Source organism: Haloferax massiliensis (assembly GCF_001368915.1).
GTDB classification, from domain to species: domain Archaea; phylum Halobacteriota; class Halobacteria; order Halobacteriales; family Haloferacaceae; genus Haloferax; species Haloferax massiliensis.
Map to the genome: position 1 here is coordinate 716,365 of NZ_CSTE01000001.1, position 22,915 is coordinate 739,279.

Annotated in this window: 25 protein-coding genes; 7 read left to right on the forward strand and 18 right to left on the reverse strand. The window is 67.7% G+C overall.

The genetic code is table 11. The features are described from left to right. Nucleotides 1-68: 68 nt before the first annotated feature. Nucleotides 69-1,364 (reverse strand): tyrosine-type recombinase/integrase, encoded by a 1,296-nt coding sequence (locus BN996_RS03420; RefSeq protein WP_089777167.1) that lies wholly within the window; start codon nt 1,362-1,364, stop codon nt 69-71. Between the two features lie 162 nt (nt 1,365-1,526). Continuing rightward, nucleotides 1,527-2,783: a PQQ-binding-like beta-propeller repeat protein gene (locus BN996_RS03425; RefSeq protein ID WP_089777168.1), complete on the reverse strand. Its 1,257-nt coding sequence runs from the start codon at nt 2,781-2,783 to the stop codon at nt 1,527-1,529. Between the two features lie 182 nt (nt 2,784-2,965). Here BN996_RS03425 and BN996_RS03430 point away from each other — a divergent pair, with 182 nt between their 5' ends. Together BN996_RS03430 and BN996_RS03435 are read left to right on the forward strand one after the other, a co-directional pair. Continuing rightward, nucleotides 2,966-3,253 (forward strand): DUF7130 family rubredoxin-like protein, encoded by a 288-nt coding sequence (locus BN996_RS03430; RefSeq protein ID WP_089777169.1) that lies wholly within the window; start codon nt 2,966-2,968, stop codon nt 3,251-3,253. Nucleotides 3,254-3,324: 71 nt separating this feature from the next. Continuing rightward, a complete protein-coding gene (locus BN996_RS03435; protein ID WP_089777170.1) occupies nt 3,325-4,221 on the forward strand; it encodes a ketopantoate reductase family protein in 897 nt (298 codons plus the stop codon). A gap of 22 nt (nt 4,222-4,243) precedes the next feature. On the opposite strand, the gene BN996_RS03440 is transcribed toward BN996_RS03435, so the two are convergent. The 3 genes from BN996_RS03440 to BN996_RS03450 all read right to left on the reverse strand — a co-directional run bounded on the left by BN996_RS03440 (nt 4,244) and on the right by BN996_RS03450 (nt 6,603). Then, nucleotides 4,244-5,785, reverse strand: a complete 1,542-nt coding sequence (locus BN996_RS03440) for a sulfatase (protein WP_089777171.1) — start codon at nt 5,783-5,785, stop codon at nt 4,244-4,246. Between the two features lie 78 nt (nt 5,786-5,863). Beyond that, nucleotides 5,864-6,241 (reverse strand): NifU family protein, encoded by a 378-nt coding sequence (locus BN996_RS03445; RefSeq protein ID WP_004045112.1) that lies wholly within the window; start codon nt 6,239-6,241, stop codon nt 5,864-5,866. Nucleotides 6,242-6,285: 44 nt separating this feature from the next. After that, nucleotides 6,286-6,603, reverse strand: a complete 318-nt coding sequence (locus BN996_RS03450) for a DUF5783 family protein (protein WP_089777172.1) — start codon at nt 6,601-6,603, stop codon at nt 6,286-6,288. Nucleotides 6,604-6,785: 182 nt separating this feature from the next. Between BN996_RS03450 and BN996_RS03455 the strand changes: the two genes are divergently transcribed. Continuing rightward, a complete protein-coding gene (locus BN996_RS03455; protein ID WP_226908686.1) occupies nt 6,786-7,247 on the forward strand; it encodes a DoxX family protein in 462 nt (153 codons plus the stop codon). 176 nt (nt 7,248-7,423) lie between these two features. Here the strand turns inward: BN996_RS03455 and BN996_RS03460 are convergent, their stop codons facing one another. Then, entirely contained in the window at nt 7,424-7,645 is a 222-nt protein-coding gene (locus BN996_RS03460; RefSeq protein WP_089777174.1) for a DUF7557 family protein, read from the reverse strand. A 408-nt stretch (nt 7,646-8,053) separates the two neighbouring features. Between BN996_RS03460 and BN996_RS03465 the strand changes: the two genes are divergently transcribed. Together BN996_RS03465 and ppk2 are read left to right on the forward strand one after the other, a co-directional pair. Continuing rightward, complete coding sequence (locus BN996_RS03465) at nt 8,054-8,809, forward strand: potassium channel family protein (RefSeq protein WP_089777175.1); 756 nt, start codon at nt 8,054-8,056, stop codon at nt 8,807-8,809. 72 nt (nt 8,810-8,881) lie between these two features. Beyond that, complete coding sequence (gene ppk2 / locus BN996_RS03470) at nt 8,882-9,712, forward strand: polyphosphate kinase 2 (protein ID WP_089777176.1); 831 nt, start codon at nt 8,882-8,884, stop codon at nt 9,710-9,712. A 27-nt stretch (nt 9,713-9,739) separates the two neighbouring features. Here ppk2 and BN996_RS03475 read toward each other — a convergent pair whose 3' ends face one another. From BN996_RS03475 to hemC, 6 genes are all read right to left on the reverse strand, one after another. Then, on the reverse strand, nt 9,740-10,126 hold the full coding sequence (locus BN996_RS03475; RefSeq protein ID WP_089777177.1) for a VOC family protein: 387 nt from the start codon (nt 10,124-10,126) through the stop codon (nt 9,740-9,742). Nucleotides 10,127-10,159: 33 nt separating this feature from the next. Next, nucleotides 10,160-11,599 (reverse strand): RecJ family nuclease, encoded by a 1,440-nt coding sequence (locus BN996_RS03480; RefSeq protein WP_089777178.1) that lies wholly within the window; start codon nt 11,597-11,599, stop codon nt 10,160-10,162. Between the two features lie 163 nt (nt 11,600-11,762). Continuing rightward, nucleotides 11,763-12,944, reverse strand: coding sequence for an MFS transporter (locus tag BN996_RS03485; RefSeq protein WP_089777179.1), 1,182 nt, complete (start codon nt 12,942-12,944; stop codon nt 11,763-11,765). 24 nt (nt 12,945-12,968) lie between these two features. After that, nucleotides 12,969-13,712, reverse strand: coding sequence for a uroporphyrinogen-III synthase (locus tag BN996_RS03490; RefSeq protein WP_089777180.1), 744 nt, complete (start codon nt 13,710-13,712; stop codon nt 12,969-12,971). After that, a complete protein-coding gene (gene cobA, locus BN996_RS03495; RefSeq protein ID WP_089777181.1) occupies nt 13,709-14,563 on the reverse strand; it encodes a uroporphyrinogen-III C-methyltransferase in 855 nt (284 codons plus the stop codon). Before cobA ends, BN996_RS03490 begins: the two co-directional genes overlap by 4 nt. A gap of 1 nt (nt 14,564) precedes the next feature. Continuing rightward, entirely contained in the window at nt 14,565-15,638 is a 1,074-nt protein-coding gene (gene hemC, locus BN996_RS03500) for a hydroxymethylbilane synthase (protein ID WP_193310927.1), read from the reverse strand. A gap of 124 nt (nt 15,639-15,762) precedes the next feature. On the opposite strand from hemC, the gene BN996_RS03505 reads away from it, so the two are divergent. Together BN996_RS03505 and BN996_RS03510 are read left to right on the forward strand one after the other, a co-directional pair. Beyond that, nucleotides 15,763-16,152, forward strand: coding sequence for a hypothetical protein (locus tag BN996_RS03505; protein ID WP_089777183.1), 390 nt, complete (start codon nt 15,763-15,765; stop codon nt 16,150-16,152). Between the two features lie 135 nt (nt 16,153-16,287). Beyond that, the gene (locus BN996_RS03510; protein WP_188423386.1) at nt 16,288-16,473 is read left to right on the forward strand and encodes a hypothetical protein; all 186 of its coding nucleotides are present in this window, start codon (nt 16,288-16,290) and stop codon (nt 16,471-16,473) included. A 34-nt stretch (nt 16,474-16,507) separates the two neighbouring features. On the opposite strand, the gene hemL is transcribed toward BN996_RS03510, so the two are convergent. The 6 genes from hemL to BN996_RS03545 form a co-directional block, all read right to left on the reverse strand. Then, the gene (hemL, locus tag BN996_RS03515; RefSeq protein ID WP_089777184.1) at nt 16,508-17,845 is read right to left on the reverse strand and encodes a glutamate-1-semialdehyde 2,1-aminomutase; all 1,338 of its coding nucleotides are present in this window, start codon (nt 17,843-17,845) and stop codon (nt 16,508-16,510) included. Between the two features lie 138 nt (nt 17,846-17,983). Then, nucleotides 17,984-18,691, reverse strand: a complete 708-nt coding sequence (locus BN996_RS03520; protein WP_007275868.1) for a CPBP family intramembrane glutamic endopeptidase — start codon at nt 18,689-18,691, stop codon at nt 17,984-17,986. A 212-nt stretch (nt 18,692-18,903) separates the two neighbouring features. Continuing rightward, complete coding sequence (locus BN996_RS03530; RefSeq protein ID WP_089777186.1) at nt 18,904-19,275, reverse strand: nitrogen regulatory protein GlnK1; 372 nt, start codon at nt 19,273-19,275, stop codon at nt 18,904-18,906. A gap of 2 nt (nt 19,276-19,277) precedes the next feature. After that, nucleotides 19,278-20,657, reverse strand: a complete 1,380-nt coding sequence (locus tag BN996_RS03535; RefSeq protein ID WP_089777187.1) for an ammonium transporter — start codon at nt 20,655-20,657, stop codon at nt 19,278-19,280. A 380-nt stretch (nt 20,658-21,037) separates the two neighbouring features. Beyond that, a complete protein-coding gene (locus BN996_RS03540; protein WP_089777188.1) occupies nt 21,038-21,403 on the reverse strand; it encodes a nitrogen regulatory protein GlnK1 in 366 nt (121 codons plus the stop codon). Continuing rightward, the gene (locus BN996_RS03545) at nt 21,400-22,815 is read right to left on the reverse strand and encodes an ammonium transporter (RefSeq protein ID WP_089777189.1); all 1,416 of its coding nucleotides are present in this window, start codon (nt 22,813-22,815) and stop codon (nt 21,400-21,402) included. Before BN996_RS03545 ends, BN996_RS03540 begins: the two co-directional genes overlap by 4 nt. Between the last annotated feature and the right edge of the window lie 100 nt (nt 22,816-22,915).

The following is a 22,915-nucleotide window of genomic DNA, read 5'->3' on the forward strand; positions in this document are numbered from 1 at the left end:
TAAGCGGTCTTTTCATACGCAAATACCCTCGTTCTTCGCCGGCTATACTGTCTAGAATCTGACGGATTCTATTCGTTCAGTTTCTCCAGTAGGGCTTTCTTCACTTCGGGGTCCTCCAAGAGGTGGTCTAGCGTATCTATCTTCCCTTGTGTGTCGGTATCTTCGGGGTCAGTTTGCGCATACGACTGTTTCACGTCACCGCCAATCTGTTGCTGTGCCTGTTGTGCATCGGGTGTGTAGACAGTCCCACATTTCGAGCAGGCCTTCGCACCGGGCGCAAGAGGGTTGTTGCAGATCCGACACACGTCCGGAGTAAACGACGATTCTTCCTGTGGTTCACGGATTCCGAAGCCTTCCTCAGCCTTTCGGGCGTGGTCATCACCGGAGAGGTGTGCGTACGTGGTCTCCATGACCGTACTATCAGCGGCGTGTCCGATGAGATACTTGATTGTGTCATTGGGGAGGTCATGGTCCCGCTTTGCGATAGTCACGAAGTTGTGACGCATCATGTGCGGGTGCATTGGTTTTGAGATCTCACTTGCCTCTTTGATATTCTGCATAACCTTCCGAATAGTCTCACCACTAACCGGCGTGGTTGGGTCGACGGCAGAATAACTGGGACGGGCGGTGATTAGATAGTGCTCGTCATCACTGGGGTCCGGGTGGTAGTTGTTCAGCCAGTCTTGGACTGTGGCCTTTGCCGCAAGGAGTGGTCGCTTCCCATTCCGCTCGTCAGCCCCTTTCAGTCCATCCACGTTCGGGTTTAGACGGAACGTACCTTCTTGTGGGTTCACGTCCCGGATTCGGAGCGTCCGAAGGGCCTCGCGGCGCTGACCTGTGTAAATCAGTAGGTCGAAAATCAGCAAGTCGCGCGGGTTTGAAATGGAATCACGGGCGGTGTGGATTTCCTCGCGCGTCAGCATATCGTTAGGGTCGACCGACGTGTCTTTCTTGTCGAATAGCGGAATCTCGGCTGGTTCAATCCCGAAGTCGTGGTACCCATAGAACTTGCGTAGTGCGGCCTGATAACTCCGGAGCGTTCCTTTCTGAAGGCCTTTGTCCTGAACGCTAGGGTGGCTCCCGTCGTACATCTGCTGAACCGCCTGCTTTAATTCATCCACAGACGCCGTTGTTAGGTTAGCATCCCGTGCAAAGACGTTCAGGCGGTACAACCACGATGTGAGGGTTCCGGGTTCACGGTAACTCTCCCCGGCCGGCTTAGCGACCATGACATTGTGCTCGTCGTACGCATTGATTAGTTCACGAATCGCCTCAGCGGTATCTTGGTCGACTTCCCCACGTTCGACGTAGTTCTCAAAAGTCTGTTTCCGACGTTCGTACTTCTCTCGCGGTGTGGTTCCCATGCCTTCACCAACGGGCTATCGACTTAAATAATATGGGAATTCACCAAACGTCAATACGCTATTCGACAAAAACAAACAGTCCGGCATCGCGGACTTCATGTGAGTCTACGGTCGGTTTTTCCTCCAGGTTTTGCGAGTCGAGCGGCGTAGTCGCTCGGCGTCTCAGTCCCGAGCAGGTCCCAACCCGTGGAAGCCGTCGGCGGCGACGACGTACACCGCGCCGTCGACGGGGACTGCGGCGGAGACGCCCCGTGAAATCACGTCCGCCACCTGCACTTCCGGGGTCTGATGTGCCCACAATTGACGTTCTTCCCCGGTGTCGTACGCTGCTAGCCGTCCCTGTTCACCGGAGACAACCATTGTTTCTCGTGCGCGCGCGTGCGGAGCGCCGGAGAAGCGCGCCGCCGCCTCGCGTCCGTCGTCGCGCGACAGCGTCGCGGTCTCTCCGTCGACCGCGACGTGGAGCACGTCGTCGGCGACGACCGGCGCGCCGCTTCCCGGCGACCGCCATCGTTCGGTGCCGTCGGTCGGGGCGAGCGCAAGGAGTTCGTCGTCGCGGGTGGTCAGGTACGCCGCCTCTGTCGTCGCGACCGGCGTCGTCCACTCGCTCGTCCGCGCCTCGACGCGGAAGCGCCGCTCGCCGGTCGCGAGGTCGACGGCGTGGACGGCGTCGCCGGTGACGACGAACACCGCCCCGTCGGCGACGGCGGGCGCGCCCTTCGCGTCGCTTTCGAGGTCGTAGCGCCAGCGTTCGCTCCCGTCGGCGAGTTCGAACGCCCGAAGCTGGGTCGGGACGCCGTCGAACCCGCCGCCCGAGACGACGGCGACGCCGTCGCCCACCGCGGGCGGGCCGTGGATACCGTCCATCTCGGGGCCGCGCCACAGCACTTCGTCGCGGTCGGCGGCGAGACAGAACGCCTCGATGAAGGTCGTGACGACGACCCGGTCGCCCGCGACGACGGGCGGCGAGTTCACGCCGTAGCCGACAAGCGGGGTCGCCGCTCGCTCGGCCATGGTCGCCGGGTCGCGTCGGACGAGCGCTCGCCTGTCGCGCCCGCGCCCGTGGAGGTTGTAGAGACGGTCGCCGTCGAGGACGGGCGAGCCACCGGCGTTCAGTCGCCAGTACTCCTCGGCGTCGGCCGGAACCGAGACGTCGGGGTTGTAGCCGGTGTTTCCCGCGTCGAAGCGGTACTGCGGCCACGCCCCCGACGGCGAGAGCGAGGGGTCGCCCGGCGGCGTGGCCGTCACGCGCTCGTCGGGCCCGGACGTCGGACCGTACGTCGTGGTCGGTTCGTCGGTGGTCGTCGCCTCGGTCGTCGGACTGGGTGACCCGCCGTCGCGGCCGAGGCAGCCGGCGACACCGAGCGACGCGCTTCCGAGCAGTTGGAGGTATCGGCGACGGCTCCGAGGACGGGACATACTGCCGAATCTATGACGGGACGGTAAGTGCTTTATCGCATCACGAAATTCTATATCGCGGTATCGGATTTATCATTTATATATACGGGCGTCGTTGCTCCATCCCGTCGACGGACGGTTGGTCGGCGTCGACGCCGATTCGGCCGTTCCTTTTTATTCGCTCGCGCGACGATTAGTCGCACATGGCTGACGAGACAGAGCCGACGGTGGGAATGACGGTGTACGCGGAGGACGGTAGCGAACTCGGGAGCATCCGCGGCTTCGACGACGACGGGTTCTACGTCACGACCCGCGAGGGGCTCGCGGGGATGTCCGTCGAGCACGAACGCGCCGGCGGCGAGTTCGGCGAGGCCGAGTTGATGTGGCGGTGTAGCGACTGCGGCGAGATGGGCGACCTCGACGAACTCCCCGACACCTGTCCGAACTGCGGTGCCGAACGGGAGAAACTCTACTACTGGACCGAGGACTGAGGTCTCGGACCGATTCGACCGCCGCGCCCGCGAAACTCGCCATTTTTGTCGTCCGCCGAGTACGGGTAGCCATGCGTATCCTCGTCTTCGGCGCGGGCAGTCTGGGCACGCTCGTCGGCGGCCTCCTCGCGTCGGTCCACGACGTGACGCTCGTCGCGCGCGACCCGCACGCCGCGCGGGTGTCGGCGGCCGGTCTCGACATCGTCGGTGCCGAGTCGGCGCACGTCTCGCCGGCCGCGACGACGACCGAGACGGGCCACTCGGCGGATCTCGCGCTCGTCACGGTCAAGTCGTTCGACACCGCGGCGGCCGCCGACGCGCTCGCCGACTGCGACGTGGGCGCGGTGCTGTCGCTCCAGAACGGACTCACCGAGGAGACGCTCGCCTCTCGCCTCGACGCGCCCGTCCTCGCGGGCACGGCGACCTACGGAGCGCGGCTCGTCGAACCGGGTCGCGTCGAGTGTACCGGCGTCGGCCGAATCGTCTTGGGCGCGCTCGACGGCGGCCCCGACCCCCTCGCCGAGCGCGTCGGCAAGGCGTTCCGCGACGCGGGGCTCAACGCACTCGTCGCGACCGACATGCCGCGGCGGCGCTGGGAGAAACTCGCCGTCAACGCCGGCATCAACGCCGTCACCGCGCTCTCGCGGGTCGAAAACGGCGCGCTCCGGTCGGGCGACGCCAACGACCTCGCGCACCGAGCGGCCCGCGAGACGGCCCGAGTCGCCCGATTAGAGCGCGTGTCGCTCCCGAACCGCGTCGCCCGCGAGGCGGTCGACCGCGTCGTCGAGAAAACCGCCGCGAACCGCTCGTCGATGCTACAGGACGTCGCGGCCGAAAAGCGGACCGAGGTGGACGCCATCAACGGCGCGGTGGTCGATATCGCCGCCGACCACGGCTTCGAGGTTCCGACGAACCGGACGCTCGCGGCGCTCCTCCGGGCGTGGGAGCGGGGTGCAGGGATACGTTAAGCATTAGGACCGGCTCCGGTCGCTATTCGAGGTAGCCGAGGTCGCGCAGTCGGTCCTGCGCCTCGTCGTCCATCTGGTCGACCGAGTCGTCCGACACGTCGGTGTCGAGCGCGTCGGTCCACGCGCCGCCGATGGCGTCTTCGAACTCCGCGAGGGCGGCTTCGGTCTCCGCGATTGCCTCGTCTTCGGCGTCGGCGACGTTCTCGGCCTCCTCGGGGTCGGCGTCGATGCGGTAGGCCTCGTCGGGGATGCGGTCGATTCGAACGTACTTGGCGTCGGTCCGCCGCGCCGCCCGCATTCGGGAGTAGAACCGAGAGTCCTCTGGGAGCGTGATGCCGGCGCTCGACGCCTTCTCCTCTAACTGCTTGAGTTCGACCACGGGACGAGAGTACTCGACGAAGGCGTACTCGCCGTCTCGGAGCTGGCCGGGGTCGTCGTTCGATGCTTGCGCGAACTCCCGGTAGTCGGCCGACAGGAGCGAGCGCGTGCGGTCGAGGCCGACCGCGTCGTCGCCGGGGTTCGCGGGCTCTCCGCCCTCGACGCCGAGCGAGTCGAGCACCGTGTGATAGAGGTCGACCAGTTCGACCTGGTCGTCGCGGCGGTCCGCGTCGAGGTCGGGGTGTTTGACCATGAGCGGGACGTTGATGAGCGGGTCGTACAGGCAGAACTCGTGGCCGTAGAGGCCGTGTTCGCCGTGGAGTTCGCCGTGGTCGGCGCAGACGACGACCATGGTGTCGTCCCAGCGGCCGGTCTCTTTCAGGTGGTCGAACAGCCGGGTGAGCTGGTCGTCGATGTGGGCGATTTCGGCGTCGTAGAGGCCGCGGATGTCACCCCACTCGTCGTCGTCAATCTCGTAGGCTCCGGCGTTGTACTCCTTGGAGTTCTGGCAGACCTCGGTCGAATCGACGCCGGGCGCGAAGCGCTCTTTGTACTCCTCGGGCGGGTGGTACGGCAGGTGCGCGTCCATGAGGTTGACGAACGCGAAGAACTCCTCGGAGTCGTCGACGAAGTCGATGGTCTGGTCGATGACCGCGGGCGTCTTCGAGTCCGCGCCCTCGCCGCCGGCGAGGTACTCGTGGGCGGTGTTGCCGAGGCTGACGAGCTTGTCGGCGAGCGTCCGGAGCGCGTCGCTGTCGTTCATCGTCTTCCACGCCTTCGCCAGCGGCCCCGACAGGAACTCGCCGGGCATGACCTCGAAGAAGTTGTCCTGCTCGGAGAAACCGTCGGTCAGGTGCGTGTACGGCGTTATCCACGCGTTAGAGGAGTAACAGGCGGTGTCGTAGCCGGCCGCCGAGAGCGTCTCGGCGAGGGTTGTCGCGCCTTCGAGATAGGGGTTCTCCTGGTCGGCCCCGTGCTGGCTGGGGTACATCCCGGTGAAAAGCGAGGCGTGGACCGGCAACGTCCACGGCGCGGGCGCGACGGCCTGCTCGAAGACGGTCGCCTCGTCGGCGAAGCGGTCGAGCCCCGGCGTCGTCGGGCGGTCGTAGCCGTACGGCGTGAGGTGGTCTTTTCGGACCGTGTCCATGACGACGAAGAGGACGTTCTCGGGCGACTCGGCAGTCATACCCGTGGGTGGGGAGTAGTCGCCGATAAAACTCCTGTTCTCGGCCGCCGCCGCGACGAAAACGCCCGAACCGTCGAGTTAGAACGGAGCCTGCGGGCCCTGGTCGTCCTCGATGTCGGTCGTGTCGTCGCTGGTGTCGCCGGGGAACGACGGACTGCCGCCGCGGCTGTCGCCGCCCATGCCGCCGTCGCCGCCCATGCCGGTGTCGGCGTGGACTTCGTTAATCTCGGGAATCTCCTTGACCATTCGGGTCTTGATGGCCTGGATGGTCATCGGGGAGATACCGCACCCGGAGCAAGCGCCGCCGAGGAGAACGGTGACCTCACCGGTCTCGCGGTCGAGGTCGCGGATGGCCGCGCTGCCGCCGTGCATCTGGATCTGCGGGAAGTTCCGACGGAGGAAGTTCACGACACGCTCTTTGAGGTCGTCCTCGCCGTCCTGCGTCTCCGTGCTCATGCACGCGGCTTCGAGGTGAACGTGCTTAGGCCTTTGGTTCGGGGTTACGCCTCGACGCCGAAGACCCGCCGAAGCTCGCCTTCTATCTCGTCGACGTAGCGGTCGAGGACGGCTTCGAGTTCGTCGTCGTCGATTTCGACCGCCGTCAGTCGCTCCGCGGGGTTTTCGGGGAGCTGCACGGAGAAGTCGCCGTCCTCGTAGAACGGTTCGGACTCGTTGAGAATCTGCTGGTCGACCCCGTGGATGAGCGACGAGTCGAACTCGTCGTTCATCGTCTCGAAGGCGTTCTTGTACGCGCGCTGGAGTTCGGGGAAGTAGTTGGCGTACTTGTCCTCGAACTTCTCGGGGTCGAAGTCGGTCATACTCGGAGCTTTCGCGCTCTGAGCAAAAAATCGGACGATTGGCCGGTGCGCTCCGCGGGTCCGGTCACACCGATGTTACCTGAGACTTTTCTATCTATTAGATAAATATAATAATATATGGAATTAATATGCAATCTAACGTACAAAACAATCGCCCCCGCGGACTTCGGAGTGAGCTAACCGTGTCGCAACAATCCGTCGCTTCGCTCACGCGGTGGAGTCCGGTCCTCGTTCGACTCGCGGTGGGAATTCCGATGGTCGTCTCGGGACTCGGTAAAGTCCTCGCAATCGGGCCGAAAGCGTCGGGAATCCCCGGCTTTTCGGGGTTCTTGGTGAGCCTCGGCGTCCCGCTTCCCATCGTCGCCGCGTGGGGTGTCGGCCTGGTCGAACTCGTCGGCGGGTTCCTGTTGCTCGTCGGGTTGTTCGTCCGCGTCACGGGCGCGCTCGTCGCCGTCAACATGCTCGCCGCCACCGCCCTCGTCCACCTTCCGGAGGGCTACCAGTCCAGTGAACTGACCTTCGCGCTCGCGCTGGTCGCCGTCTCGCTCGTCCTGAGCGGCCCGGGGTCGCTCTCGCTCGAACGGGCGCTGTTCGGCGGCGAACTACTCGCAGACGGTGCGAACCCGGCGGCACGGGCGGACTAAACCGAAGACGCACCCGTTTTTTCTGGTACTCCCTGCTTACGTGGACGCCGACTCGGTTGGTCGCGCTCCCACCCCAGATTCTGTATAGCAACTTCTGGTTCATCGTAGACACTCGGCAGAATCGCGATTCTACGGGGAGAGCGGTTCAGATACAGAAATTTGAGTGACGCGGGGCGTCACTCGATGAGCGGACTGTCCACGCGCGCGGCCGAGAGTTCGCTCGCCGCGAAGATGGACGCTAGTTCGGTTATCAGTTCGTCGTACGACTCGTCGTCCTCGCGCAGCGCGTCGAGTCGCTCGACGGTTCGACGGTCCAGTTCGACCGTCTCTGTTTGTACCTCCGGTTCGTAGCCGACCGGGTAGTCGTATTCGGCCTCGTTCGATCTGGCAGTCGCCATCGTTCACTCCGCTCCGGCATGCGTGCCGGTATCATGGCATACACACGCATACGATATGAGGATTTCGCGGATTTCGCGCCCGAGACCGAACGCGAACCCGGTCTGACGCCGATTCAGCTCTCCGTCCCTGCTCCAAAAATAAACTACACTCCGCTATATCGAATTATCACTGCGGCCGAATCAGGCAGTCATCGCCAGTCTACTGGATTGTTTAAGGACAAACGATTTTATGCTCGATAGATTGTCGAATACTGGATACATGAGCGACTATACACTCGAATCTGGGTCAAATTCTCTCGGAAGTAGAAGCAAACACAACTTCGGACTCGCGGCCGGCTCGATTAACCGGGATTGCGGGCCGCACGAACCCGACCGGTCGCGCTCTCCCGAGGTGTCCGCGCCCCCGTGATGTACGACCGTCGCATCCTCATCGACGCGCTCGCGCACCGGCCGTTGCTCCGGCGGATGGTCAGACCGCTCGTCGCCGTCGCGGCGTTCGTCGTCGCCGGCGTCGGCGGATTCAGCGTCCTCGGCGGTGCGGGCCTCGTCGACGCGGCGTTCTGGCTACTCGACCCGACCAGCATCGAACTCCACTACCAGACTCACGAGGGGCCGGCGACGCTCGTCAAGGCGTACGCCATCGTGATTCTCACCGGCCTCATCGGAACCGGACTGTGGGCCGGCGAGACGTTCGTCTCCGCGGCCTTCGGCGGACAGATACGCGAGGAACTCGACCAGATGAAACTCCACCGAGAGATAGCGGAACTCGAATCGCACGTAATCGTCTGCGGCTACGGAACCTTCGGAAAGACGGTGGCGGCGCGGCTCCGCGAGATGGGCCGCGACGTGGTCGTCGTCGAGAGCAAGGAGGCGGGGTACCAGCGCGCCCGTGACGCGGACCTGCTCGCGGTCGAAGGCGACGCCCGCCGCGAGGACCGACTCACCGACGCGGGCGTCGAGCGCGCCGCGACGGTCGTCGGCGCGATAGACGACTCCAAGGTGAACATCCAAATCGCCATCGCGGCGAGTCGGCTGTCCCCCGACGCCAAACTCGTCGTCCGCGCCGGCGACCAGATGGACGAGGCGCTCGCGCGCCGCGCCGGAGCCGACGAGGTCGTCGTCCCGGAAATCGTGAGCGGCGAGCAGGTCTGTTCGGGCCTCTGAGTCGCCGCGCCGCCCCCGCTCTCGCCCCTGTCCCTCCGTCTGTTATTTGTTCACAGCGCACGCAGTCTTCGTATGCCCACCGACGAGTCCCGCTACGACGACGAGGGCGTCCTGAAGAAGAAACAGTACAAACGCGAGCTAAACCGCCTGCAGGAGGAACTGGTGAAACTCCAGTACTGGATAAAGGAACACGACCTGCGGGTTTGTGTCGTCTTCGAGGGCCGCGACGCCGCGGGGAAAGGCGGCGTCATCAAGCGCATCACCCGCCGGCTCAACCCGCGGGTGGCGCGGGTCGTCGCGCTCGGCAAGCCCACGGAGCGCGAACGGGGGCAGTGGTACTTTCAGCGGTACGTCGAACAGCTTCCGACCGAAGGCGAGATGGTGCTTTTCGACCGGAGTTGGTACAACCGCGCGGGCGTCGAGCGGGTGATGGGCTTCTGTACCGACGAGGAGTACGAGGAGTTCTTACGGACCTGCCCCGAGTTCGAGCGGATGCTCGTCCGCTCGGGCATCGTCCTCATCAAGTACTGGTTTTCCATCAGCGACGCGGAACAGGAACGTCGCTTCCAGAAGCGAAACGAGGACCCGAAGCGCCGCTGGAAACTGAGTCCGATGGACCTCGAAGCGCGCTCGCGGTGGGCCGACTACTCGGAGGCCAAAGACCGGATGTTCGAACACACCGATACCGACGAGGCCCCGTGGCACGTCGTCAACGCCGACGTGAAGCGCCACGCCCGACTCAACTGCATCTCGCACCTGCTGGACCAAATCGACTACGAGGACCTGACGCCCGACCCCATCGAACTCCCGTCCCGACAGGACGATACCGGATACGAGCGGCCACCGATCGACAGTCAAAACTGGGTTCCCGCGCGGTTCGGGTCAAATCCGGTCGACGACTGAGCGTCGCCCTCCATCGCCGGTGGCCGGCTACCAGTGGTTCGCGCCGCTGTCCCGCAGTCGCGCCTCGCGCCAGCACGTCACTTCGAGTTCGTTCCCGTCCGGGTCCGCGAAGTAGAGACTCGTCTCCGCGTCCCGGAACTCGACGCCCGCGCCTGCGAGTCGCTCTCGGAGCGTTTCGAGAAACGACGCCGGCGCGGCGAAGGCGACGTGACCGGCGCGAACGCCGTCGCCGCCGACCTCCGAGAGGTTGAGCGACGCCGCTTGGCCGACGCGAACCCAGTGATACGTCCCGTCGGCGGGGTTCCGCCCGTCGACCGACGGGAGACCGAGCGTCTCCGTGTAGAACGAGACCGCCCGTTCGAGGTTCGAGACGGGGAGTGCGACGTGGTCGAAACCGAGGACGCCGTCTGACATACGCCGGCTTCGGGCGGGCGAGAGATAGGTGTTTCAGTCGTCGTCGCCGTCGGCGTCACCCAACTGCTCGCCGACGATGCGGTCCGCCTCGGCGATGAACGCCTCGACTTCGCCTTTCGGAATCGTCGCGCCCGCGGCGACGTCGTGGCCGCCGCCGTCGCCGCCGACCGACCGCGACGCCTCGCGCATGACCGCCGAGAGGTCCAAGCCCTCTCGGACCATCACGTACGACCCGCGCGAGGAGACTTTCACCTCGCCCTCCTCGGTGTCGGCGAACGCGAGGACCGGAATCCCGTTTCGGGTCGCGTCGGTGCCGACGGCCATCCCGGCGACGATGCCGACGATGGTCTCGCGTATCTCGTCGCCCGCGTCGAACCACTGGAGGTTGTCCTCGACGCGGACGCCGTGTTCTTTCACCCACTGGAGGCCGTTCGAGAGGTTCTTGCGGTGGTTCCGCAGGAGCCTGCGCGCCCGGTCGAGCGCCGCGTCGCGCTCGCCGAGACAGACCGCGAGGCCCACGTCGGCGCGGTCGTAGCGCGCGGTCGCGTTCAGGAGCGTCGAGAACTCGCTCACGTCGCGGAGTTCGGTCCCCTCGGCCTCCGCGGTGAGCACGTAGGTCGTCCCCACGAGGTCGTCGATGCGGGAGGCGGGGACGCCGCTGGCGATGGCGCGGCGCATCAGGGCGCTGGCGAGCGTCTGTCGCTCGTCGCCGGTGAGGTCGACCCACCGCTTCCACTCGCCGTCGTCGCCGCGGCAGGGAACGTCGAGTTCGGTGAGGAACTCGATGGCACCGGCCTCGTTGTTCGAGATGCCGGGGATGCGAACGTCGGTCGCGTACTGGAGGAGTTTCGGGAGCGCGCGGGTCTGGCGGCCGTAGATGCGGAGGTCGGTGCCCTCCTCGACGACGCCGGCTTCGACGCCCTCGTCGACGATGCCCGCGTTGGCCCCGCGGAGTTCGCCGTTCGTGTCCTGCATGTCGCCGACCGCGCCGACGACCGCGAGGGCGGCGAGGTCGCGGTTATCGATGCCTTCGGGTTCGAGCGCCCGCGCGAGGACGTAGGCCGCGCCCGCGCCGGAGAGTTCGCTCGCGCCGTTGAGGCCGAACCGGAGCGGGTTGAGGTGGTGGTCGGTCTCGACGCCCTCGGCGGGCTGGTGGTGGTCTGCGATGACGGGGTGGAAGTCGCCCGCCGCCTCGTGGTCGGCGACGATGTCGAGTTGGCCGCTCCCGAAGTCCGTGAACAGCACGGTGTCGTAGTCGGTCGCCGCGATGTCGGCCACGGCGGCCGCGTCGAGTTGGCGGCAGAACACCGTCTCGAAGGGGATTTCGGCGCGTTCGAGCGCGGTCGAGGCGATGCCGGCGCTCGTCAACCCGTCGGCGTCGATGTGCGAGGCGAGGAGCACCCGGTCGGCGTCGCGGAGGCGGGCCGCGCAGGCCGCCGCGTGCTCGGTGAGTTCGGGGACGGGTCCGTCCATTGGTGTGGTACTCACGCCCTCTCCGGCATAAACGCTGGTAGTCCGGCCACGCGACCCCTTCGTTTCCACTCCAGTTCGGCGGGGAGCACGTGTCGTCGTTGCCGCGGTTCGGTATAAGAAGGCTCGCCCGCGGGGCGCGGGGCTGTTCGACCGCGACGGGCGGTCAGATTCGCCGCCGGACGACGAACAGGAGGACGGTCGCCAGCACCGTCGAGCCGGCGACGAGCGCCCAGCCGGCCCCGTAGCCCGTCGACTCCACGACGAAGCCGAAAAGCGGCGGGGCGACGAGGCCGCCGAGGTTGAGCGCGGTCTGGCCGCCGGCGGTCGCCGCGCCGATGTCGCCGTCGTCGACGACGCCGCTCAGACAGGAGTAGAAGACGCCGGTCGAGCCGTGGATGGTGAGGCCGAGCGCGACGGAGACGGCGACGGTGAGCGCGAACGAGCCGCCGGTCCCGACGAGGAGCGAAAAGAGGGCGACCGCGCCGGCCAGTTGGACGAGCGCGACGGTGGCCGCGCCGCGGGGGTCGCCGAGGCGGTCCGCGAGGCTTCCCGCGCCGATGCGGCCGACGCTTCCGGTCACCTGCGTCGCCGCGAGGACGCCCCCGGCGAGGGCGGGACCGGTCCCGACCACGTCCTGCACGTAGAGGACGGTGTAGCCGAGCATCGAGAAGATGGATGCGCCGATGAACAGCGCGGCGGCGACGAGCGCGACGTAGGCGCGGTTGCCGCCGAGCCCGGCGAGTCGGGGTCGTTCGAGCCGTCCCGTCCCCGGGTTCCCGCGGTAGCGCGTCGCGAAGACGAGCGCGTAGCCGGCGGCGAAGACGGCGATGGCCCAGAACCCCACCTGCCACGCCGCGATGACGGCGACGCCGGTGACGACGAGCGACGACGCCCCGCTACCGAGGGTGACGCCGACCTGTTTCAGCCCCATGGCGAGGTTCTTGCTCCCGGCGGGCGCGGCCGCGACGATGCCGCGGTTTGACGCCGGCATCGCGGTCGAGTAGGCCGCCCCGAGGAGCGCCACCGTCACGAGCAACAGCGCGTACGACGGCGGCGCGAACGTGACGCCGACGAGCGCGACCGACAGCGCCAGCAGGCCGACGACCATCACGGGCTTTTCGCCGTAGCCGTCGACGGCCGCGCCGCTCGGGAAGAGAAACACCGTGTAGCCGAGCAGGCCGGCGGTCAGAAAGAGGCCGACCAGCGACTCGGAGACCGAAAACGCGTCGCGGACGAAGCCGGTCGCCGCGAAGATGGCGTAGTAACAGAGGCTCGCGGCGGTCTGCCAGCCGGCGACCGAGCCGACGGCGCGCCACGAGCCGTCTCCCGTCTCGGCTCCCGTCACGCCGCTCCCTCGCTTCCCGTCACGTCACTCGTGATACGTCGGCGCGGCGGTCTCGACCGCGGCGACCGCGAGCGCTTCGAACGTCGCCTCGTCGGGGACGACGGTCACGTCGATGCCGTGGGATTCCGCGGTGTCGCGGGTCGGCGGCCCGATTGCGCCGACGACGGCGTCGTTCAGGCCGGCGATGGCTTCCTCGCGGATACCCCGCTCCGCGGCGGCGTCGAGGAAGTGTTCGACCGTGAGCGACGAGGTGAACAGGGCGGCTTCGAGGTCCCCGGCGGCGGCCATCTCGGCCGACTTCCCGGCTCCCTCGGGGCGGACGAGTCGGTAGAGAACCGTCTCGTGAACGTCCGCGCCCGCGTCGCGCAGGCCCTCGGTGAGGACCGGACTGCCGTGGTCGCTCCGGGCGACTTCGACCGTCGCGCCGTCCACGTCGGGCGCGAGGTGGTCGACCAGCCCGGCCGAGGTGTACTCGTCGGGGACGCGGTCGACCGTCCAGCCGGCCTCGCGGGCGGCGTCGGCGGTCGCGGGGCCGATACAGCACAGCACCGCGTCGCCGGGCTCCCAGCCGGCCTCGTCGAGGAGTTCGACGCCGGTCTTGCTCGTCAGGACGACGAACGCGCCGGGTTCGGGCGTCGCGCCGGTCGGCTCGATTGCGAGCATCGGGTCGGGCACGGGAGTCGCGCCGAGCGAGTCGAGGAGTTCGACGGCGCGCTCGATGCGGTCGTCGTCGGGGCGGAAGACGGCCGCGCGGACCTGCTGGCTCATTCGTCTCCTCCAGCACCTCCGTCGGTCGCGTCGGCCTCAGCGATGGCGTCCGCGCCGCCGCCCCGCAGGAACTGCTTGACGCGGTCGCGGGTCGCCGCGACCTCGCCGATGACGGTGATTGCGGGCGGTTCGATGTCGGCCTCGTCGCGCACGTCGACGACGGTGTCGAGCGTGCCGGTGGCGACGCGCATGTCGGGCCACGTCGCCCGCTCGATGAGGGCGACGGGCGTGTCGCCGTCCATCCCCGCCTCGCGGAGTTCGGCGGTGTACAGCGGGAGTTTACCGACGCCCATGAGGACGACGAGCGTCCCGCCGGTCGCGGCGAGGGCGTCCCAGTCCACCGCGGACTCGTCTTTCGCCGGGTCCTCGTGGCCGGTGACGAACGACACCGACGAGACGTGGTCGCGGTGGGTGACGGGGATGCCCGCCGAACCGGGGCCGGCGACCGCCGAGGTGATGCCCGGCACGACCTCGAACGGAATCCCGTTGTCGGCGAGGTGCTCCATCTCCTCGCCGCCGCGGCCGAACACGAACGGGTCGCCGCCCTTCAGGCGCACCACGTCGTTGCCCTCGCGGGCGAGTTCGACCAGTCGGTTGTTCGTGTACTCCTGCGGCGTCCACTCGCCGCCGGCGCGCTTGCCCACGTCCTCGCGCTTTTCGGCCGGAATCATCCCGAGAATCTCCGGGCCGGGGAGCTTGTCGTGGAGCACCACGTCCGCCTCGTCGATGAGGCGGGCGGCCTTCATCGTCAGCAGTTCCGGGTCGCCCGGGCCGCTGCCGACGAGGTGGACCGTGCCGACGCCCTCCGCGGACTCCCCCGAGTCCCCGTTCGAGCGGTCGTCCCCCGTCATCTCACTCCTCGGCCTCCTCGCGGGCGGCGTCGACTAACTGGCCGGCACCGCGGTCCCGGAGCGCCGCCGCGAACTCGCTGGCGGCGTTGGCGTGGTTGCCGACGGGGAGGTCCCGAGAGGCCTTGATGGACTCCGAACCGTCGGTCGCGAGCACCTGCACGTCGACGTGGACGTGTTCGCCCTGCAGGAGGGCGTGGACGCCGACCGGGGCGATACAGCCGCCGCCGAGTTCGGCGAGGATGGTCCGCTCGACGGTCGTCTCGACGCGGGTCCGCGGGTGGTCGAGTTTGTCGCGGATGAGGTCGATGACCCCCGAGTCCGCGGCGGTCACGGCGATGGCTCCCTGTCCGGGCGCGGGGACGAACGTCGCCCGCGGCAGGCGCTCGTAGTTCACCTTCTCGGTGAGACCACTGCGCTTGAGGCCCGCCTCGGCGAGGACGATGGCGTCGTACTCGGTTTCGACCTTCCGGCCGAGCGCCTGCCGTTCGAGCTCGGTGAGGCCCTCGAACCACTCGTCGGCGGTCTCGTCGAACGCCTCGTCGTGGTCGGTCTTGCCCTTCTTTTCCTGCCGCTCTTTGTCGTTTTCGACGCGGGCCTCGTGTTCGCGCTGGAGGTGCGTCGCCAGGAGTTTCTCGATGCGGGTGTCGACGTTGCCGCGGAGCGGTTCGACTTCGAGGTCCTCGCGGTAGTTCAGCAGTTGGGCCTGTCGGCGGAGCGACGACGTGCCGACGACGGCCCCCTCCGGGAGGTCGTCGATGTCGTGGCCCTCGGCCGTCACGAGCACGTCGCCGGCCGGCGCGCGCTCGGGCACGCCGGCGACGACGAGGTCGGCGGGCTTCTCGGTCGGCATGTCCTTCATCGAGTGGACCGCGGCGTCGACCTCGCCGTCGAGGACGCGCTCGTCGAGCGCGCGGACGAACGCGCCGGTCTTGCCCAGTCGGTGGATGAGCTCGTCCTGAATCCGGTCGCCCGTGGTCTCGACTTCGACGAGTTCGACGTCGAGTCGGCGGCTCGCGAGCGCCCCCTGCACGCTCGCGGCCTGTGCGCGAGCGAGCGCCGACCCTCGCGTCGCCAAGCGAAGTGTTGTAGTCATACGGGTCAGTCCGGCCCCCGCGTTGAAAAGCCCACCAGTTCGCTCCCGCGCGCCGGGTCGAACCCGAACGGAAGACCGATACGGTCCCCGCGCGACGACCCGGACGATGCCCGCCTTCGATTCGGCCGTCCGGCAGGTCGGCGACCTCGTCGTCGTCGCGCTCCTCCTGTTCGGCCTGACCTCGGTCGTCGCGCCCCTCGACGTGTTCCTCTCGTCGGTCGGCGTCGAACCACCGTGGTTCGCCGGCCTCGCCGCGGCCGCGCTCGTCGCGCTCGCGCTCCTCCTCGCGCGCCCCCTCCGCCTCCGACTCGTCGCTCGCGTCTGGGGCGTCGGCCTCGTCGTGACCGCCCTCTGGATTCCGCTGTTGATTCTCCTCGAACTCCGCGGGAACCCGGCCGGCGTCCTCGTCTCGTGGGCGGTCTGTCTCGGCGTCGGCGTCGCCCTGACCTACCCGCCGCTGTGGCGGGCGGCCGAGGCGCGACTCCGGGTCGAGTGAGCCGGGTCCGCGTCGGGGTCACGTCGGGGTCGCATCGGCTTGCATTTGCGCGAGCGAACGCCGGTCGCTCGGGCCGGCTCGCCCCGTCGCTCGGCGTGCCGAACGGTTTTCGGTCTCCGCGGCGACGACTCGAACGTGAACAGGTCCCTCCACCCCGCGCTCGTCTTCGGCGTCGCGTTCGTCGTCGCGCTCCCGCTCGGATTCATCTTCGCGCCGGACCCGACCGGCGTCGCCCCGCTTTTCCTCACCGCCGGACTGACCGTCGTCATCGGACTCCCGGCGTACCTCGGACTCTCTCGGGCGACCGGACCGGAATCGTGAAAAAAGCGCGCGGCCGGTGAATCGTCGATTCGGGTTATAGCGCCGCTTTGTACGCTTCCAGCGTCTCCTCGATGTCCTCGTCGGTGTGGGCGTAGGAGACGAACTGCGACTCGAACTGGTTCGCCGTGAGGAACACGCCGTGGTCTTTCATCTCCTGCCAGAAGACGCGCTCCCAGCGGTCGGTCTCGGCGTTCGACACGTCCGCGCCGGTCTTCGGACAGGCGTCGTAATTGGGACACGACTCGACCTGCGCACAGCCGTCGGCGCAGGCGTCGGCGCGCTCGGCCGCGCCGTGGCGCGTGAACACCGTCTTGAACATCGAGTCCGTGCCGACGACGGTGTACTCGGGGGCCTGGTCTTCGAGGATGTCGGTGATGCCCGCCCGAAGCTTCTCGCCGAGGCGGTTGACGTGCCCGTACACGTCGTTTTCGGCGGCGTACTTCAGGTACTCGTGGCCCGCGGCCATCGTGACCGGGTGGCCCGAGAAGGTGCCCGACTGGAACACGTCGCCGCCGGGGGTGAACTGCTCGACGAGCTCGGCCTTCCCGCCGACCGCGCCGACGGGGAAGCCGCCGCCGATAATCTTCCCGAACGTCGTGAGGTCGGGCGTGACGCCGAACTTGCCCTGCGCGCACTGGAGGCCGCCGACGCGGAAGCCGGTGATGACCTCGTCGAAGATGAGGAGCGCGCCGTGGTCCTCGGTCACGTCGCGGAGGGCTTCGAGGTAGCCGTCGACCGGGTGGACGATGCCCGTGTTCGCCAGAATCGGCTCGGTCAGCACCGCCGCGATGTCCTCGCCGTGTTCCTCGAACACCTCGCGGACCGTCTCCTCGTCGTTGAAGGGGACGGGGATGGTGTGGTCGGCGAACGACGAGGGGATGCCGGGCGTCGAGGGCTTCGCGCCGCCGGGGCCGCCCTCGACGAGCGTGGACTCCTGTGCGCCGTGGTAGCCGCCCTGCATGACGACGATTTTGTCGCGGCCGGTGACGCCGCGGGCGAGGCGGACCGCCGAGACGGTCGCCTCCGTGCCGGAGTTGACGAACCGGAGCATCTCGACGGAGGGGACGTGCCGCGCGACGAACTCGGCGTGTTCGACCTCGATTTCGGTCGGCGCGCCGTACATCGGCCCGGCGGCGGCGTGCTTCTGGACAGCCGACTGGACGGGCTCGGGCGCGTCGTGGCCGTAGAGGAGCGGCCCGTAGCCCATCACGTAGTCGACGTAGCGGTTCCCGTCGGCGTCGATGACGTGCGCGCCGTCGCCGCGCTCGACGAAGAACGGGTACGGTTGCGTCGCCCGGACCGAGGAGTTCACGCCGCCCGCGAGCACGGACAGCGCGCGGTCGTACAGCGCCCTTGACTCGTCGTGGTTCATGCGCGGCGGTTCGGCCGCTCGCGGGAAAGACCTTACTGGGCCGGCCGCACCTGCCACCGGCGAACCACCGGACGGGGAGACGCCCGCTCGACTGGAACTCGGGACCGTGGCGACCTCTCGGCTCGCTCCGGCGGCGACCTATCGGGCCGTCCCGTCGGCGGCGGCGTCAGCGCCCTCGGCGTCGCCGGCGTCCTCGACCGACCCGGCCAACAGCAGACCGACCGCGTCGTTGAGCGCGTGGATGCAGACGAGCGCCACCACGTCGCGCACGAGGAGGTACATGACCGTCGTCAGGAGCGCGGGGACGGCGATTCTGGCGACCGCGCCGCGCTCCCAGCCGACGGCGTGGCTCGCGGTGAACGCGGCGAACGAGACGCCGCCCGCGAGGAGCGGGCTACCGGTGAGTTCGAGCAGGCGCTCGATAGCGTAGCCGTGGAACAGCACCTCCTCCGTAATCCCGGCGGTCCCGGCCACGAACAGCCGGTGTCTGACCGACAGCGAGGCCAGTCCGGCCATCCCCTCGTCGAGACCGCCCACGCCGAGTCGGTCGAAGACGGGCGTCGTCACCGCGTTCGCGACGAAGAGGACGAAGACGCCGCCGCCGACCACCGCCACGAACGCGAGGGGGGCAAGCGAGCGGCCGGTCATCGACGACAGCGGCCGCCCCTCGACGACGAGGACGTAACCGCACAGGAGGGCGAAGACGGCCCACTTGTTCGCGTCGCTGACGAGGAGGTCGGCGCGGAGGCCGTCGGGTTCGGCGAGGTACCGGTCGGCGAGCAGGCCGACGGCGGCCATCCCGAACAGCGCGACGGCGAGTCCGCCGAGGACCGCGACAGTCACCACGTGGAGCCACCGCTCATCGTCACGACGCTCGGTGCGGAGCGGAAAAACGGTTTCGCGTGGGGTCGGCGCTCGGCCCGCGAGGGGCCGCGGGTATCTTCGACCGAGGGAGGACGCCCGTCGACCGCGACCGACGACGAGAGACCGGGACGACCGCGACCGACGACGAGAGACCGGGACGACCGCGACCGACGACGAGAGAACGGCCGCGAGATTCAGACGGCGTCGCGTCCGGTCTTGCCGGTGCGGACCTGAACCGCGCTCTCGACCGGGAGGGTGAACACCTTTCCGTCGCCTTTCTCGCCCGTCTGGGCGGCGTCGGCGATGGCGTCGACCACGTCGTCTGCGGGGATGTCGGCGACGACGCACTCGATTTTGACCTTCTGGTGGAGGTCGACGGTGTACTCCTCGCCGCGCCACTGGCTCTTCTTCGCGGGCTGGGAGCCGCGGCCGGAGACGTTGGTGACGGTGAGCGACGGCGCGCCGATTTCGGCGAGCGCGGTCTTCACGTCCGAGAGCTTGTCGGGGCGGATGACGGCCATCACGAGTTTGATGTCGCCGTCGTTCGGAAGGTCGGAATCACTCATGGTTAGTCCTCCCGTCCCGTCGTCATGAATCCATCCCCGCTCGGGACGCCGGAGCCGTCGGTGCGGATGCCGGTGTCGGCGTCGGGCGAGCCGAACTCGGGGTAGGTGTCGACGCCGTGTTCGGCCGTGTCGAGGCCCTCGCGCTCGTGGTCCGAGGAGACGCGGACCTGTCCGACGGCGCGGAAGCCGCCGAAGACGACCGCGGTCGCGACGAACGTCCAGATGGCGATGACGCCGACGCCGAGGACCTGCGGGACGGCCAGCGAGACGAACGACGCGCCGTCGTGCCACAGCGGGACGGCGAACACCGGGTAGAGGAGCGTCCCGAGGACGCCCGCGGAGCCGTGGACGGGGAAGACCGCACAGACGTCGTCGATTTGGAGGCGCTTTTCGACGAACTCGAAGACGACCGGGAGCTGCGCGCCGGCGAGGAGGCCGACGACCAGCGCGCCCGGCCAGACGATGTCGTCGGCGATGGCGGTGATGCCGACGAGGCCGGCGAGGACGCCGTTTGCGACGTAGAGCGTGTCGACCTTGCCGGTCTTGTACATGGCGACGCCGCCCGCGCCGATTGCGCCGGCGGCCATGCCGAGGGTGGTCACGAGGGCGACGCGGCCGACGTAGGCGAAGGAGCCGAGCGTGACCCCGCCGTCGGCGTACGCGAGGGGCGCGGCGGCGGTGCCGACGTTGAAGCCGTACCAGCCGAACGCGAGGATGAGCGTGCCGAGGACGGCGAACGTGATGGAGTGGCCGGGGATGACGTTCGCGGTGCCGTCGGGCTTGAAGCGGTCCATGCGCGGGCCGATAATCCACGCCGCGGTGAGGCCGGCGATGCCGCCCATCCCGTGGACGATCATGCCGCCGGCGAAGTCGTGGAAGCCGAGCGCGTCGAGGAAGCCGCCGCCCCAGGTGAAGCCGACGACGACGGGGTAGATGACGCCCGCGATGAGGATGGTGTACGTGAGGTACGCGCGGAGCCGGGCGCGGCCCGCCACGGCACCCGAGACGATGGTGGCGGCGGTCATGGCGAAGACGGCCCCGAACAGCCAGTCGACCCACGCCGTCGTCGCCGAGGCGTCGGGCGCGTAGAGGCTCATGAACGCCCCGGTGATGTCGGTGATGTCCAGCGCGGAGCCGCTGGTGAGGGCGGCGACGATGGACGACACGGCCGCGCCGAGCAGGAAGAACACGATGACGCCGATACTCCACGTCAGTAAGTTCTTGGTCAGTTGGTTGGCGACGTTCTTCGCGCGGACCTGCCCGGCTTCGAGCATGGCGAAGCCGGCGTGCATGAAGAAGATGAGGAACGTGACCGTGAGGACCCACACGAGGTTCACGCCCTCGACGACCGTCGCGAGGTCGGTCTGCAAGGGTGTCAACATACGGTGCCTCCGGCGAACGGTTCGAGCTGGGAAGTTGGACAGTCGTTCATATTGGTGCTCGATTCGCGACCGAATGTCTCGCGAACCATGTGAGATGCTATCTACAGACGTTCATATAACGGTTCGCGTTGACAAACGTATAGAAAAAGGAGTTCTGAGAGACGTATGTCCGATATAAGATGATGTATGTGTTGTATAAGGGCGTAAGGTCGCCACTTAGTGTACAAATGTTGCCGAGCAATCCTACGAACGTAGTGTCGGATTAGTAATAGAAACGGCGTGGGGGCGTTCATCGAACCCCGGTCGGATGCGCACTCGCGCGGACCGCGGCGAGGGCGGCGAAAGGAGACGTCAGGTCGGTTTCGGTCGTCCGTGCGCGCTCAGACCGCCGGATTGCCCTCCTTGCCGGTGCGGACCTGGACCGCGCTCTCGACGGGGAGGACGAATATCTTCCCGTCGCCTTTCTCGCCCGTGTGGGCGGCGTCGGCGATGGCGTCGACCACGTCGTCGGCGGGGATGTCGGCGACGACGCACTCGACTTTGACCTTCTGGTGGAGGTCGACGGTGTACTCCTCGCCGCGCCACTGGCCCTTCTTGGCGGGCTGGGAGCCGCGGCCGGAGACGTTGGTGACGGTGAGCGACGGGGCACCCGCCTCGGCGAGCGAGGTCTTCACGTCCGAGAGCTTGTCGGGGCGGATGATGGCCATCACCATCTTGATGCCCTGTTCGTCGGCCTCGTCGCTCATTGGTCGTCACCCCCGTTGGCTTCGACGGTCTCGTCTTGCTCGACGCCGCCGTCGGTGCGGACGCTGCCGCCGTCGGTCGCCGTGGGCGAGCCGAGCGCGCCGTCGGGGCCGGCGTCGCCGACGAATTCGGGGTAGACCGAGACGCCGTGTTCGCCGGCGTCGAGGCCTTCTTCTTCCTCTTCTTCCGAGACGCGGAGACCGAAGATGGCGTCCGTGATGGCGAAGACGATTGCCGATGCGAGGATGGTCCACGCGGCGATGACGGCCACGCCGACGACCTGCATCACGAACTGCATCACGGAGAAGCCGCCCACCGCGAAGACGGGGATGAGCGCCGTGCCGACAGCGCCGGCGACGCCGTGGACGGCGAAGACGCCACACACGTCGTCGATTTTGAGCGAGTCGACGGTCCAGCGGTACGCCGGCAGGACGATTGCGCCGCCGAGCGCGCCGAGGATGAGGCCGCCCCACCACGTGACGTGGGGGACCGCGCCGGTGACCGCGACGAGACCGGCGAGCAGGCCGTTCGCCATCCAGAGGGGGTCGGGCTTGCCCTGGTAGCTCGTCGAGACGATCATCGCGGCGACCGCGCCGGCGCCCATGCCGAGGGTCGTCACGAGGGCGACGCGGCCGAGCGCGGCACCCATGAACTCCAGTCCGCCGCTTTCGGTGACCGCGAGGACGGTCGCCTGGGTGCCGACGTTGAAGCCGTACCAGCCGAACGCGAGGATGAGCGTGCCGAGGACGGCGAGCAGCATCGAGTGGCCCGGGATGGGCTGGCTGTCGCCGTTCGAGTCGAAGCGGCCCTTACGCGGGCCGACCATCTTCGCGCCGACGAGGCCGGCGACGCCGCCGCACATGTGGACGACGGTCGCACCGGCGAAGTCGAGGTAGCCGACGCCGAGGGCGGCACCGATGTAGCCGCTTCCCGAGAGGAGGCCGCCGGACCACGTCAGGCCCTGCACGACGGGGTAGATGATTCCCGTGATGGTCGCCGCGAAGACGATGTACGCGCGGAAGTCCATGCGCTCTGCGACCGCGCCGGAGACGATGGTGGCGGCGGTCATGGCGAAGACGGCCCCGAACAGCCAGTCAATCCACGCGCCGGAGTCGCCGATGTACGAGAACGCGGCGGCGGCGTCGAAGCCGCCGGGCGACGTGAGGCCGCCGACGATCGTCGCGACCCCCGCGCCGACGAGGAAGTAGACGAGCACGCCGAGCGCCCAGTCGGTCATGTTCTTCATCAGCACGTTGCCCACGTTCTTCGCGCGTACCTGCCCTGCCTCTAAGAGCGCGAAGCCCGGCTGCATGAAGAAGATGAGGAACGAGACGACGAGGATCCAGACGTAGTTGACCCCCTGCGCGACAACGCTCGGGTCGACCTGCAGTGGAATCACGACTGCCCACCCCACGCGGCCTCCGGTGACCGTTCAGTTACTTTTTCTCCGTATCCGTGTGGATTCTGGTGCTTCATCACGGTTCGGCTTCATGGTGAGTCAGTACATAAAGTGT